14 protein-coding genes and 1 pseudogene are annotated in these 13,559 nt (G+C 67.6%); 6 read left to right on the forward strand and 9 right to left on the reverse strand.

Features of this window, described 5'->3' with window-relative positions:
* Positions 1 to 371, reverse strand: a 371-nt coding sequence (locus tag FH610_RS00005; protein ID WP_139572054.1) for an RHS repeat-associated core domain-containing protein, incomplete at its 3' end; no start/stop codon positions are given.
* 54 nt (positions 372 to 425) lie between these two features.
* Between FH610_RS00005 and FH610_RS43170 the strand changes: the two genes are divergently transcribed.
* On the forward strand, positions 426 to 1,487 hold the full coding sequence (locus tag FH610_RS43170; protein WP_167538654.1) for an NsdA family TPR-like regulatory protein: 1,062 nt from the start codon (positions 426 to 428) through the stop codon (positions 1,485 to 1,487).
* Between the two features lie 412 nt (positions 1,488 to 1,899).
* On the opposite strand, the gene FH610_RS43435 is transcribed toward FH610_RS43170, so the two are convergent.
* The 5 genes from FH610_RS43435 to FH610_RS00035 form a co-directional block, all read right to left on the reverse strand.
* Entirely contained in the window at positions 1,900 to 2,352 is a 453-nt protein-coding gene (locus FH610_RS43435; RefSeq protein WP_240808663.1) for a helix-turn-helix domain-containing protein, read from the reverse strand.
* 294 nt (positions 2,353 to 2,646) lie between these two features.
* Entirely contained in the window at positions 2,647 to 2,973 is a 327-nt protein-coding gene (locus FH610_RS00015) for a hypothetical protein (protein WP_139572055.1), read from the reverse strand.
* The gene (locus tag FH610_RS43440) at positions 2,970 to 4,796 is read right to left on the reverse strand and encodes an RHS repeat-associated core domain-containing protein (protein WP_205825421.1); all 1,827 of its coding nucleotides are present in this window, start codon (positions 4,794 to 4,796) and stop codon (positions 2,970 to 2,972) included. The genes FH610_RS00015 and FH610_RS43440 overlap by 4 nt, the downstream gene beginning before the upstream one ends.
* 489 nt (positions 4,797 to 5,285) lie before the next feature.
* A complete protein-coding gene (locus tag FH610_RS00030; RefSeq protein WP_139572058.1) occupies positions 5,286 to 5,588 on the reverse strand; it encodes a hypothetical protein in 303 nt (100 codons plus the stop codon).
* An 11-nt stretch (positions 5,589 to 5,599) separates the two neighbouring features.
* Positions 5,600 to 6,124, reverse strand: a complete 525-nt coding sequence (locus tag FH610_RS00035; protein WP_139572059.1) for a hypothetical protein — start codon at positions 6,122 to 6,124, stop codon at positions 5,600 to 5,602.
* Positions 6,125 to 6,336: 212 nt separating this feature from the next.
* Here FH610_RS00035 and FH610_RS00040 point away from each other — a divergent pair, with 212 nt between their 5' ends.
* From FH610_RS00040 to FH610_RS00050, 3 genes and pseudogenes are all read left to right on the forward strand, one after another.
* Positions 6,337 to 6,717 (forward strand): hypothetical protein, encoded by a 381-nt coding sequence (locus FH610_RS00040; protein ID WP_139572060.1) that lies wholly within the window; start codon positions 6,337 to 6,339, stop codon positions 6,715 to 6,717.
* Between the two features lie 326 nt (positions 6,718 to 7,043).
* A pseudogene (locus FH610_RS45555) lies at positions 7,044 to 7,328 on the forward strand (transposase); the annotation flags it as partial.
* A gap of 325 nt (positions 7,329 to 7,653) precedes the next feature.
* A complete protein-coding gene (locus tag FH610_RS00050; RefSeq protein WP_240808664.1) occupies positions 7,654 to 8,415 on the forward strand; it encodes a sulfite exporter TauE/SafE family protein in 762 nt (253 codons plus the stop codon).
* Here FH610_RS00050 and FH610_RS00055 read toward each other — a convergent pair.
* Positions 8,400 to 8,591, reverse strand: a complete 192-nt coding sequence (locus FH610_RS00055; RefSeq protein WP_139572063.1) for a hypothetical protein — start codon at positions 8,589 to 8,591, stop codon at positions 8,400 to 8,402. The genes FH610_RS00050 and FH610_RS00055 overlap by 16 nt on opposite strands.
* A 17-nt stretch (positions 8,592 to 8,608) precedes the next feature.
* Here FH610_RS00055 and FH610_RS00060 point away from each other — a divergent pair, with 17 nt between their 5' ends.
* Together FH610_RS00060 and FH610_RS00065 are read left to right on the forward strand one after the other, a co-directional pair.
* Positions 8,609 to 9,304 carry a hypothetical protein gene (locus FH610_RS00060; RefSeq protein WP_139572064.1) on the forward strand — a complete coding sequence of 232 codons (696 nt, stop codon included), beginning with the start codon at positions 8,609 to 8,611 and terminating at the stop codon, positions 9,302 to 9,304.
* A gap of 152 nt (positions 9,305 to 9,456) precedes the next feature.
* Positions 9,457 to 9,666: a hypothetical protein gene (locus FH610_RS00065; protein WP_139572065.1), complete on the forward strand. Its 210-nt coding sequence runs from the start codon at positions 9,457 to 9,459 to the stop codon at positions 9,664 to 9,666.
* Positions 9,667 to 9,682: 16 nt separating this feature from the next.
* Here the strand turns inward: FH610_RS00065 and FH610_RS00070 are convergent, their stop codons facing one another.
* Together FH610_RS00070 and FH610_RS00075 are read right to left on the reverse strand one after the other, a co-directional pair.
* A complete protein-coding gene (locus FH610_RS00070; RefSeq protein ID WP_139572066.1) occupies positions 9,683 to 11,776 on the reverse strand; it encodes a S9 family peptidase in 2,094 nt (697 codons plus the stop codon).
* On the reverse strand, positions 11,776 to 13,557 hold the full coding sequence (locus FH610_RS00075; RefSeq protein WP_139572067.1) for an N-acetylglutaminylglutamine amidotransferase: 1,782 nt from the start codon (positions 13,555 to 13,557) through the stop codon (positions 11,776 to 11,778). The genes FH610_RS00070 and FH610_RS00075 overlap by 1 nt, the downstream gene beginning before the upstream one ends.
* Positions 13,558 to 13,559: the final 2 nt, after the last annotated feature.

Raw genomic sequence — 13,559 nt, forward strand, 5'->3', positions numbered from 1 at the left:
GCGTAGCGGTTGGAGGTCCAGGGGTCGGTGCCGAGGGTCAGGTCGTTCAGGGCGCCGTTGTAGTAGTCGAGGGTGAGGAAGCGGTTGAGGTTGGGGTTGTAGTCCCGGAACCCCATGTCGTACATGCCGGTGGAGTTGTCCCAGCGCTTGCCGTTGAAGCGGTAGGGGTTGTACTCCTCCTTGGTGGTGGGGTCGACCGGGTCGGGCTTGTCGACGCCGGTGAACAGCTTGTCGTCGTTCTTGCCGTAGGCGGTGTAGCCGTAGGTGGCGCGGGTGTCGCCGGTCTCGGAGGTGACCTGTTCGACGTCGGTGTGCGGGTTGTAGCCGTAGTAGGAGGACTCCTCACCGCCGGTGGCGGGGAGAGCGAGCACCGGCCGGGCGCGGACTACCTCGACCTGCTGTGCCGGCTCTTTCGGACGAGCCCGGTGGAGCTCGGCTTCGCCACCGACTACACGCCGGGTGTGAAGACGTCGGTCCCCGCGACGGAACGAGAACTGATCATGAGTGCCGCCAGCGAATCCAGCGACCACGCCGCAGAGATCGAGGCCGCAGCCGTCGGACCCAACGCACTGGAGCAGCTCGGCGACGACATCATCCGCCTGGCCCGTGCATACGTGCACGCGCCACCACTGCCACTCTTCGGCGAGCTGACCCGGGTGCGCAACCGTACGTACCGACTGCTGGAGCGAACGCGGAACCCAGGGCAGCAGCACGAGCTGTACCTCGCGGCCGGGCAGCTCTGCGGACTGCTCGGCAGCGCCAGCTTCGACCTCGGCTACCCGTACGCGGCGGCGGAGCAGGCCAGGGCCGCCCGCGTCTACGGGGAGGTCATCGGCCACAACGAACTGTCGGCGTGGGCCGACGGGCTGCTGGCATGCGTGGAGTTCTGGGCTGGTCGCCCAGCCCAGGCGCTCCGGCTGGTGGAGCGCGGGCTGGCAATCGCTCCCGCCGGTACTACTCGCGTGAGGCTGCTCAGCATCGCCGCCCGAGCATCCGCCCTACTCGGCGACAGCGACGGCACTCGCAACGCGATCCTGGCTGCCCGGGACTCTCGGGGACCGCAGGGGGAGTTGCACGAAGGCGTGGGCGGCGAGTTCGGATTCGACGAGGCCCGCGAAGCCTTCTGCGCCGGCTCCGCATACTTGAGCGCGCGCATGGCGCAAGAAGCCGAGACAGAGTGCGAACGAGCGCTCAGCCTCTACAGAGCGGTGCCCGTCGAGCAGCGTTGGTACGCCGCCGAAGCGAGCGCCTGCGTCGACCTGGCCGCCGCCCGTCTCCTGAGCGGCGCCATCGACAGAGCCGCCGACGCGCTGTCCCCGGTCTTTGCCCTGAAGCCCGACAAGCGCGTGGAGGGCCTGCTGAAGCGCATGGTCCAGGTCCGTACCTCTCTCGCCTCCGCCCCATGCCGTGAAACAAGCGCCTTGGCGGAGAGGATCGACGACTTCTCGACAGAGACTGCAACGCGAGGGCTCCCCGCATCCTTCTGACGGTGGTCGAGGAAGGGGCGATTCCCACGGACGTACGATCCGGGGGAACCATAGAAGCATGAGCTTCTGTAGCACCAGCAGCCGCATCGCTTGCGCTTCTTCACATGCCCGTACATCCGGTCTTTGCCCAGGTCCAGGGCGGCGAACAGGTGCCGTACGCCTTGGGTGCGGGTGTAGGTGGCGCGCATCCGCGGCCGGGGTTCCCGGTTGGGGTCCTTGCCCTTGCCGCCGACGTCGGTCCATTGCCTGCCCGGCCGGGGTTGCAGGTTGAGCGGCCCGAACTCGTCCAAGCAGAAGATCACCGTTGGTTCGCCGGGGTCGGGGACGACCTCGCGGTCGGCGATCGCATACAGGTGCTCGACGCGGGCCTTCTTGGCCGCGTAGTCCGGATCGCGGGAGGCCTTCCAGGTCTTTATGGCTTGAAAGGACACCCCTTCTGCACGTAGAAGTTCGCGCAGGCCCTCATGGCTGATGTCCTCGACCACCCCTCGGCGACCAGGAAGTCGGCCAGCTTGGTCAGGCTCCACCGGGAGAACGGAAGCCCGTGCTCGGCAGGCTTGGACTTGGCGATCTTCTTGATCTCGCGGCGTTGCGGCAGCGTGAACGTCGGAGCGCGGCCGCCCTTGTACTTGGGGTACAGGGAGTCGAACCCGTCGGCGTTGAAGTTGTGGATCACATCCCGGACCCGGTCTTCGCTGGTGAACGCCACCTTGGCGATCTGACCGGTGCTCATGCCCTGGGCCGACAGGAGCACCATCTGCGCTCGTCGCCAGGTCACCACCGATCCCGTGCCGCGCCGTACGATGCGCAGCAGCCGGTTCCCTTCATCGTCATCGATCTCGCGTACGCGAACCCGCTCGGCCACGAGCAGAGTGTGAGGCGATCACGCCGATCGCGGTGGGACCTTGATCGGCGTGTCGCCACGAAACGGGGCAAACCCAAGCTGATGCGGCACTAGGAAGCACCCCTCCCCACCGGAACTCTCCGGCACGGCTTTGCCGACGGCTTTCCCGCACCCAGCCATGGGTCGGCTCTTAGACTAAGAAAACGTTATTGGATAAGACGAGCGGAGCGACGGAGGCTTTCACGCTCCGTTCTGTGGGAGCCCGGGGTGAGATCCCCCCGGGCCACCCGGCGCCGCACCGCTCGCCAGTGCGTGTTATTCGAAAACCTCTAGGCGAAGTAGATCTAGACCTTCGATCTTTCGCAGTTGATCTTCTATGAAATCCCAGCGACGAGACTCGGCGATTTCTACAAGGAGGGAGTATTCAGGAAACTCCTCCTCGTAGTGTAGGCCCTCTTCGTCCACGAAGTTGTATTGTACTTGAATAACCTCCTCCGAGCCTATGGGAGTACGCCAGATATCCCCGCCGACATAATCGCCGCCACCCAGAACGAACTCTTGCTGGAGCGCATCAGCAAGTAGTCGGATCGCGACGTCTGCATCGACGTTCTTCCACCCGTACAGAAGGTTGCGATTTGTCATCTGACTATCACACTCGGCGATCGAGAAGCTGCGGCTTCGACGGATTCGTAGATCATAAAATTAACTGGTCGGCCTGCCAGCCGAGAGAGGCTCTGACTGAGATCATACAACCCGAGCCTCCTGAGGTTACCGTAGCTTAGGTTGATCGTCCTTGTCTTCCCAGATCGTAGGGGTATGCCGGCTGCCCTTGCCTTGGCCAACAGACCAGGGCTGGCCAGAGCTACGTCGAAGTCGCTTACTCTACCTTCATCGAAGGGAACCCCAGTACGATAGCTCTTTCCCGTCACACTACTACCCTGGAATAGTGGCACGGCGTCATTGTATCCAGCTTTACCCAGACCTTTCTGTAGCGCATTTCCGAATGCCTCAAATTCTCTTGCGGTATTGAATCCAAGGACAGGCGAACGAACTGCAGCCGTCCTCGCTGCAAGAATTTCCGGAGCTAGGACCCCTTCCCCGCCCTCAGGGAAGGCGACAAAGGGGGCTAGGAGGCCGAGATTGTACCCCAGTGAACTCTTATCGGCGCCAGGGCTTGTTATCTCATTGAGATTCCGAACACCGCTTTGGACATTGTTGACACATGCGCCTGCGGTCTGCTGAGACTCCCCCAGGCAGAGGGCCGGCGCGATGCCCTCCGCCGGCCCTTTAGCGAAGAACCACAAGGCGTTAGCGCCACCGTCAGCGATGCCCTTGTTGAGCTGGTCGAAGAATCCGAGGACGGGAATCTTGCTCCGCATGGCCTCAGCGTCATTTGGAGAGCCAGACGATCCGCCGCTATTCGTGGAGGTACAGTCTCTGTTCTGGCATTCGGCCGCCCCCGCTGCGCTGTTTGAGTACTGCAGCGGCTGATGGCCGTCGAGTTCGATGCCGGTGATGGGGTTGCCGCCGGCGAAGGCGTAGCGGTTAGAGGTCCAGGGGTCGGTGCCGAGGGTCAGGTCGTTCAGGGCGCCGTTGTAGTAGTCGAGGGTGAGGAAGCGGTTGAGGTTGGGGTTGTAGTCCCGGAACCCCATGTCGTACATGCCGGTGGAGTTGTCCCAGCGCTTGCCGTTGAAGCGGTAGGGGTTGTACTCCTCCTTGGTGGTGGGGTCGACCGGGTCGGGCTTGTCAACGCCGGTGAACAGCTTGTCGTCGTTCTTGCCGTAGGACGTGTAGCCGTAGGTGGCCCGGGTGTCACCGGTCTCGGATGTGACCTGCTCGACATCGGTGTGGGCGTTGTAGCCGTAGTAGGACGACTCCTCACCGCCGGTGGCGGTGAATTTCACCTGCGACAGGCGCTCGCCCCAGGGGGAGTACTGGAAGGAGCGGGTCAGCTTGCCGGCGACCTCCTCGTCCAGCACTTCGCCGGACATGCCGAGGTAGGAGTAGTCGGTGGTCTTCGCGCCCGCGGTGCCGGTCTTCTCGGTCTTGGACGTGGTGCGGTCGAGCGGGTCGTAGGTGTAGGTGGTGACGGTCGAGGTGGTGCCGTCGGTGCCGAGCTTTTCGTGCTTGGTCAGGTGGTCGAAGCCGTCGTAGGTGTACTTCTCCCAGGTCTTGCCGCCGCCGGTGATGGTGCGCAGGCGGCCGTAGGGGTCGTAGTTGTAGGTGGCGGTGGCCCCGTTGGTGGTCGAGGTCATCAGCCGGTTGCGGTCGAAGGTGAACTCGGTGCGCTCACCGTGGACGGTCTGGTCGTAGACGCTGGAATTCGGGTCGTGCAGGTAGGTCTCGGTCTCCGCCGCGCCCCCGCCGACCGGGGTCTTGACCGTCTTCGCGATCCGGTCCCGGGGGTCGTAGGTGTAGGTGAACTGGTTGTCCAGGTACGCGCCGGGGTTGTCGGCGTTCTGCACCTTTGCTAGGTCGCTGGCGCGGTTGAGGTTGGCCTGGTAGCCGATGGTGTGCTCGGCGACGATCGTCCCGTTGGGCTTCTTCTCGATCGAGTGGCGCAGCAGGCTGTCGAGGAAGTAGTCGTAGTCGACGGTGTTGCCGTTGGCCTTGGTCTCGGTCTCGGTTCTGGCGGCCGACCTCGCCGCTTGGACGCGGCTGCTCGGATTGCATGATGCTGAGCCGGCCCGATTCGAGCCGCGGAGGATGCTGTATTACCCAGGCTCAGCGCCGCACCCTCGGCAACAGTCGCGTGCCCACACTTTTCCGCGGTCAAGCCTCATATGCCCGAAAACTCCAAAACTCGGCCGGGTGGGAGCCCCAGAGGGGCAAGAGGGCGTCACCGCGTCCGCCTACCGAAAAGAATCCGATCTACGGCTGGGTTGCTAACAGTCCAACCGTAGATCGGAATCACTTCTCTTGAAGGGGTTTAGGTGGAGAGGTTTCGAGACGACCTACTTCTGGGCCATGCGACGGAGCATGGCGGCCAGATCTTGAAGATGACTTTTGTCAGCCTCTGTATCCCAACCGTGTTCCGCCGCCTCCGGACCAGAAAGTGCTTCTATGGTCTCGAGTAGCCACTGAGCGATCTCTGGCCGATTTTCCGCGTCGATGAGAGTGAAATCGATTCCGATCTTATCTGCGTGTCGCGCGTATTCCGTTCGCTTCGCTTGGTCGACGACTCTCATAGCTCGCTCTAGTATTATCGACCAGGTTCGCGAATTGGTGAACCAATCCACGCCGTCGTCGGAAGTCACGATCGCGGACACTAGTAACCACCTCCAAGAATTATGAGCTTGTTAAGTGGTTTCATGGCGGGGTTCGCCGCCCAAGAATCGAGACTTGAGAAGACGGCATCGATCTGCGCGCTCGAAGCTCCAGTCATATCGAGGACAGTATAGTTGAAACCGCTCTTGGCGTAGATGTGCTTCCAGATCGAGCGGATCATCTTACCCTCGTTGTAGTTGGGGTTCGTCCACGCAGAGGGTCCGCCGACGGCGTCGTACGTACGACCGCGCGCATCGATGAAGTCTGGGTTGTTGGTGTCCCGGAATCCTCGCAGCTGGCCTCCAGAATATTCCTTGGAAGCCATCAGCCGAGCAGCGGTACTGGGCTCGTCCCCCTTCAGTTCGGAGATATTGCAGTATTCGCCGCCGGCGTTGTGCACCAGGATGGGGGCGTTGCCCGCGAACGCATAATACGTGTAGCGCGGGCTATGAGGGCCGTCGATCAAACAAAGCGCGCGGAATGCGAGTGGCGCGCGAATACGGTCGGGAATTAACTTCACGCTCATCGACCCGGAAGACCGGTCAGAGATCGCTCAGTGGCTACTCGAGACCGTGGAAGCTCTTTCTGGTCCGGAGGCGGCGGAACATGGCTGGGATACGGAAGCTGACAAAAACTATCTTCAAGATCTCGCCTCCCTTCACGAAATGCTGCTGAGCGTTTTGGCGCCATAGCCTTCGCGGCCTCCTGATCGCCAGCAGTTAAGAAGGAGGTGTCGAAATGCGACCCACCATAGTGTTGATAAGCGCTGTGGGCACCCACAAAGAGCTTGTAGACAGATTGCGCCATGCCGGCACCTACAGCAACGGAGAGTTTTTCGATCGCCTCGAACGGGGAACCTGCTCTTTCGGCATAGATCTCTCAGGAGACGTCGTTGCCGAGTTCGAGGAGGACGAAATAACTCAGGTCTCTCGAGAGCCTGGAGAATTTGGGGTCATCCTCATCGAATATCCCGGCATGCCATGCCTTCGCCAACTTCTACTGGAAGTGCTACAGGGATTCGATGGGCTCCTCGATACAAACTACGGAGACCTGATCAGGTACGATCGGGTCCTGGAGCGCTTGCGTCGAGACCCTTCTTGGGACTGGGCGTCACAGTAGCCGGAAAGGCATACAAGCATGCCGAGTAGCTCCCCTGGCATGAGCTCCGGTCCGCGGCCCGCCGTTTCGCGGCGGGCCGCGCTTCATTTCAACAGGTGCGTCCACAAGCCCGGTCTGGTCGAACCCCACTGCCAAGGACGAGTACAACCCCTACCGCTTCGATGCCAAGCGCTGGGACAACTCCACCGGCAGTTTTCGCGGTTGATGTGGCATGAGAACGGCCACCACGTGATCACTCGGAGTTTGTGAAAACATCTGAAGATCGCGTGGTGGCCGTGGCCGACAGCGTGGACCCTGACCACTGGATCGTCACCCTCAATGAGCTGATGACGCGAATCGCGCACCGGTTCAGCCACATGGAGTCACGTCGCGCGGCGAACGCGTACCTCCGGGGCCTGCTGTCCGACGTCGAGCGGAAGAACTGCTGGAACCTGGCCGAGCACGCTGGGCTGAGCGGCCCGCAGGCCATGCAGTGCCTGCTGCGCAGTGCACGCTGGCCGACCGTGCGCGACGACGTCCGCGGCTACGTGAGCGAGCATCTCGGTGGCGATGGTGTCCTGATCGCCGACGAGACCGGGTGTGCGCCACGAGGCGCTGAGGGATCGTGCGGAAGGAGAAGCCCGCCGCCGGTCATCGCAGTGACCGGTTGCAGTTGGAGGCAGGCCGAACCCCGAGTCGGGGGCGAGGCCGGGAGCAGCCTCGACAATGTAGGGACGGATCGGAACCACCAGACGGTTCGTGCCCGCAAGCGAAGATGGAAAGGATGCAAGGAAGCTGAACCGGTGGTCGACGCCCCGTGAGTCGTCAGCGGCCTGTAGAACCTGGTGGATGGGCCGCGTCGTGGTGCTGGGCAGGGGACTAGCGTGTGCGGCGGCGTCGGGCCTCGCGGCCTCACGGGGAGGGCCGGTGCCGGGCGTCCGAAACCCGTATGGTTTGGTGCCCTTTGTGCTTGTGGACGTGCTGGGGCTGGCCGGGGTCGGCCTGGTCGCCGGAGTGGTCAGCACGGTTGTGAGCCTGGCCTCGATCGTGTCGTACCCCGCGCTGCTGGCCTTCGGCCTGCCGCCGCTGGCCGCGAACGTCACCAACACGGTCGCGCTGCTGTTCACCGGTGTGGGAGCGGCGGCCGGGTCGCGGCCCGAACTGGCAGGCCAGGGACGTCTCGTCGGTCGCCTCGGCTTCGCCGCCGCGCTGGGCGGCGCGGCCGGCGCCGGGCTGCTGCTGGTCACGCCGCCGCGGACGTTCGAGATGGTCGCCCCGTGGCTGGTCGCGGGCGCCTCGCTGCTGCTGTTGCTGCGCCCGCCACGCCCCGGCCAGGTGAGCCTCGGCGGGGAGGGCGGTCTGGGGCTGCGCGTGGGCGTCCTCTGCGTCGCCGTCTACACGGGCTACTTCGGGGCCGCCGGCGGGATCATCATGTTCGCCGTGCTCGCGGCGGCGCTCGACCGGCCGGCGGTCGGCGTCAACGCGGTCAAGAACGTCATCTCGGCGCTCGCCAACGCCGTCGCGGCCGTCTGGTTCGCCGTCTTCGGGCCGGTCGACTGGGCGGCGGTGGGCCCGCTGGCCGCGGGGTTCCTCGTGGGCGGCTGGCTCGGCCCGGCGGTCGCGCGCCGCCTGCCCGGCCAGACGCTGCGCCTCGCCGCGGCCCTCTGCGGTCTCGCGGTGGCGGTCAAGCTCGGCGTCGACGCCTACCGTGGCGGCTGAGCGGCGATCCCGGGCGGCTCCGCCGCGGCGACGGCCTCGGCGTGCCGGGCCCGCAGGCGCTCCCGGATCTCTTCAGGCGCGTACGCGCGCCGCCGGCGCTCGGCCCGGGCGATCACCACACCGGTCGCCGCGACACCCGCGAAGGCCGCCATACCGAGTATCTTCCACCAGCGCATGTGCCTAGGCTACTGCCGTGGCTCATACGCGGATAAGTCTCGACAAGGCGCTCGAACTAGCCCGTACCGGCGACGTCTGGGTGTTCCGCGGACGCAGTGTGCCGGACCGCGCCATCCAGGTCACCACCAACAGCCCGGTGAACCACGTCGGCATGGCCGTCGTCATCGAGGACCTGCCGCCGCTCATGTGGCACGCCGAACTCGGCCGGTCGCTGCCCGACATGTGGTCGGGCACGCATCAGCGCGGCGTCCAGTTGCACGACATGCGTGACGCGGTCTGCGTCTGGGCGGCCAGGTATGGCCAGCGCGCCTGGCTGCGGCAGTTGGAGCCGTCCGCCACCGGGGAGATGGAGGACGCCGTCCTGCGGACGATCGCGCGGCTGGACGGCACGCCGTTCCCGTCCACGGCCCGCCTGGCCGGGCGCTGGCTGCGCGGGCGGCTGCCCTCGCTCCGGCGCGGAGCACGGGACGGCGCTCGGGATGGCGCTCGGGACGGCGCTCGGGACGGCGCGCTGGACCGTGCGCTGGAGACGGCCTACTGCGCCGAGGTCGTCGCCGTGACGTACGAGGAGATGGGTCTGCTGCCCGCCGGCCGCCGCCCGAACTGGTATGACCCCGGAAGGTTCTGGAGCGGCGACAACCTCGTTCTCGGCGGGGGGCACCGGCTGGGCGGAGAGATCGCGGTCGACGTCCCCGGCGGCGAGGCGCCCTGACGGGCATCGGGGGGACCGGTCACATCTACTCGCCGGTACGCACTCGTTCCGAAGTTTTTCTCGCGGCCGTCAACCTAGGGCAACCAAGGCGCGTCAGGTGTAGGCACCGTTCGTCCAGACCCGGAGGGCAGAGCCCCATGCCTACTCCTGAGATGAGACGCGAGGATCTCGCCGGAACCACCGACCGAGAGCGGTTGGCACGTCTCGCGCTCGACGCCATACGCCGCCAGGGCCCAGAGGCGGTGCAAGAGGAGACGCTCCGCATGAAGTCCGAGTTGTTCCGGTTGTACGGCTGGGAGGGGTACCAGCGGGTCATCGCCAAGATGGAGAGCGACCTGGCGCGGCTGCACGAGTCACGCTGAGGGGCGCCGCCGGGACTCATCCGGAGGAGACGCCGGTCAGGCGCTGTCCGAGCCACTCGGTCACCCGCCTCACGAATACGATCCGGTTGGCCCGCCGCCGGATCTCGTGCCCCTCGTCCTCGAACAGCAGCAGCTCGCAGGGCACGCCCCGGCCCCGGGCCGCGCGGACGACCTGCTCGGCCTCGTACACCGGGACGTTGGTGTCCCGCGCGCCGTGCACCACGAGCAGGGGAGCGGCCAGGCGGTCGAAGGCGTGCAGGGGCGACAGGGCGTGCAGCAGGTCGCGGTCGGCCTCCGGATGGCCGTACTCGCTCACGGCCGCCGCCGCGATCCAGGGCTCCGTACGCTCGTAGAAGGTGGCGAAGTCCGCCATCCCGCACACGTCCACCCCGGCGCGGAAGAGCCGTGGATATGTGACGAGCGCGGCCAGCGTGAGGTAGCCGCCGTACGACCAGCCCAGGCACGCGAGCCGGGCGGGGTCGGCGAGCCCGGCCCGCACCAGATAGGCGGCGCAGTCGGCCACGTCGTCGATGGCGCGGAAGCGCGACGCGTGGTTGTCGGCGTCGCGGAAGGCCCGCCCGAACCCGGCCGAGCCGCGCACGTTCGGCGCGAACACGCCGATGCCTGCGGCCACCAGGCACTGGTACAGCGGGGTGAACACCGGTCGCTCCTGGTCCTCGGGCCCGCCGTGCAGGAAGACCGCGTACGGCGCCGGGCCCAGGACGCCGGGTGGCCGGTAGAGCCATCCGCTGAGCTCCAGCCCGTCGCGGGCCGGGACGCGCACGAGTTCGGCGTCCACGGCCCCGCCGAGCCGGCCGGCCCCGGCGACCGGCAGATAACGGCCCGCGTCCAGGTCGCACAGCACGACGTACGACGGCTGGGCCGGACCCTCGACGGCGAGCACGGCCACCCGGCCGTCCAGCGAGAGCCTGATCGAGGAGACCACCTCCCCTGGCGGAGCGGGGAGCGGGCGTCGCACCCACCCGGGGCCGCCGCCGAACCCCACATCGAACCCCGCACCGAACCCCGCACCGAACCATGCCGCCGCGCCGCCACTTCCGCCACCGACCCTGCCCCCGGCGCTCGTGGCGGCCTCGGCATCCGCGCCCCCGGCGTCCTCGGAACCGCCGCCGGGGCCGTTGCCCGCCTCCAGCACCTCCAGTTCCGAGCGCCCGGCCGCGTTCCACACCAGCACGAGGCGGCGGCCGTCCACGCTGAGTGCGAAGCGGTCCAGTTCGGCGTCCGGGCGCTCGGCCACCACGATCGGCAGGCCCTCTCGGCCCCCGCCGACCTGCCCGCCGACCTGCCCGCCGACCTGCCCGCCGACGGGCACGGCGGCCAGCGCGGCGCGGTCCCGGCCCGCGTCGGTCAGCAGGTAGGCGGTTCCGCCGTCGGGGGAGAGCACGCCGTGCTCGGTCGAGCCGGGCAGGTCGGCAAGCAGCGACCGCTCGGCGACGCCCCCGGACGGGCCCGTGCCACTCTCCGGGAGGTGCGCGCCACCCGGGGAGAGGTTCTTGACGTACATGCGCCGGACTCCGCGCGGGCCGTGCCGCAGCAGCACCCTCGCGTGGTCGCGGCTGACCGCCTCCGGCTGCAGCAGCGGCCCTGCGGCGACCGTCTCCCGGCCCCCGTTGGCCGCGTCGATCAGCAGGGCCTCGGTCAGCCCGGCCGCGGAGACCTCGGCCACCAGGAGCAGGTCGCCCCGGCCGGTCCACCCGGCGAACCACGCCGATCCGCCCTCGGGCGCGGCCAGCGGGCGCAGATCGCCGCCGTCGGTTCGGACCGTCCAGACCTGTGTGTGCTCGCCGCCGCCCGGCGCCACGAGCACGGCCAGCCGGTCTCCGGCCGGCGACCAGCTCACGTCGGCGACCGGCTCGGGGCCCGTGTCGACGACCCGTGCCCGCCCGCCCGGCCCCAGCGGCTGGACCCAGACCCGCGGCGCGCCGTCCCTGTCGCTGACGTACGCGACGGCGCGCCGGTCCGGCGCCGGCGCCGGCGTCCAGCAGCCCCAGGCGTCGAGAAAGCCGGCGTCGAGAAAGCCGGCGTCGAGAGACCCGGCGTCGAGAAACCCGGTGCCGGGGAACGCGGCGCCGAGGAGGTGCTCCGCCATCAGATTCCTTGAGCCTGCAGCCACATCTCCAGCAGCCCGAGCTGCCACAGCATGTTGACCCCCGTCGTGGTGCGGTGGGCCTCCCGGTTCTCCAGCAGCTCCTCGACGTACGCCTTGTCGAACAGGCCGCGGGAGCGCGCGGCGGGCGCGGTGAGCGCGTCGCGCACCAGGTCGAGGAACGGCCCGTCGATGTGCCGGATCGCGGGCACCGGGAAGTAGCCCTTCGGCCGGTCGACGACCTCGCGCGGCAGCAGCGCCCGGGAGGCCTCCTTCAGGATGCCCTTGCCGCCGCCGGCGAGTTTGAGCTCCGGCGGGCACGCCGCCGCCAGCTCGACCAGCTCGTGGTCGAGGAACGGCGTGCGGGCCTCCAGACCGTGGGCCATCGTCATGTTGTCCACGCGCTTGACCGGGTCGTCGGCGAGCATCAGCCGGGTCTCCAGGCGCAACACCGCGTCGAGCGCGGTCTCGGCGCCCGGCCGGTCGAGGTGGCGGCGGACGACATCGGCGCTCACGTCCTCCTCGGCCAGATGGCCCGGTGCGACGATGCCGGTGAGGTCCTCGTGCGGCCGGTCGAAGAACTCCCGGGCGTACGTCGCGAAGGCCTCCTCGCGTGGCACGGCGGCCAGCGGCGGGAACCAGCGGTATCCGGCGAACACCTCGTCGGCGCCCTGCCCGGACTGCACGACCTTGACGTGTCCGGCCACCTCTCCCGACAGCAGGTGGAAGGCGACGCAGTCGTGGCTGACCATGGGCTCGCTCATGGCCCGCACCGCCTCCGGCAGGCCGGAAAGCAGGCGGGAGTCCTCGATGAGGATGCGGTGGTGGTCGGTGCCGAAGCGTTCGGCGACCAGGTCGGAGTAGCGGAACTCGTCTCCGGCGTCGCCGCCGGCCGCGGGGAATCCGATGCTGAACGTCGACAGGTCCCGCTGGCCCTCCTCGGCCAGCAGGGCCACGATGACGCTGGAGTCGAGCCCGCCCGACAGCAGCACGCCCACGGGCACGTCCGCGACCATGCGCCTGCGGACGGCGGCGCGCAGCCGGTCGAGCACGGCCTCGCGCCAGTCGTGCGCGTCCATCCCCTCGTATCGCGGCAGGCGGGCGAAGGGCGGGTTCCAGTAGACCGTGTCATGGGAGGTCCCGTCGGCCTCGACCGTGCGTACGGTCGCCGGAGGCAGCTTGCGCACGCCGTCGAGGATGGTGCGCTCGCCGGGCACCAGCGAGTGGAAGGTCATGTAGTGGTGCAGCGCGACCGGATCGATGTCGGTGCTCACCTCGCCCCCGGCCAGCAGCGCGGGCAGGGTGGAGGCGAAGCGCAGCCGCCGCCCGTCCCCTGACACGTACATCGGTTTGATGCCGAGCCGGTCGCGGGCGAGCGTCAGCCGTCCCGTCGCCGGTTCGAAGACGGCGAAGGCGAACATCCCCGCGAGGCGGTGCACGCAGTCGGGGCCCCAGCGGTGGAACGCCTTGACCAGGACCTCGGTGTCGGAGTCGGAGAAGAAGCGATATCCCTCGGCCCGCAGCTCCTCGCGCAGCTCGCGGTAGTTGTAGAGGCAGCCGTTGAAGACCGCGGCCAGGCCGAGGGAGGAATCCGCCATCGGCTGGGCCGCCTTGTCCGACAGGTCGATGATTTTCAGGCGCCGGTGGCCGAGGGCGACCGGGCCCTGCGACCACAGGCCCGACCCGTCCGGGCCGCGATCGTGCATCGCGTCGGTCATCCTGCCCACCGCGCCGATGTCGGCGCGCCGCCCGTCGAAACGGATCTCGCCGGTCAGTCCGCACATGT

Source organism: Microbispora catharanthi (assembly GCF_006334915.2).
Taxonomy (GTDB): Bacteria; Actinomycetota; Actinomycetes; order Streptosporangiales; family Streptosporangiaceae; genus Microbispora; species Microbispora catharanthi.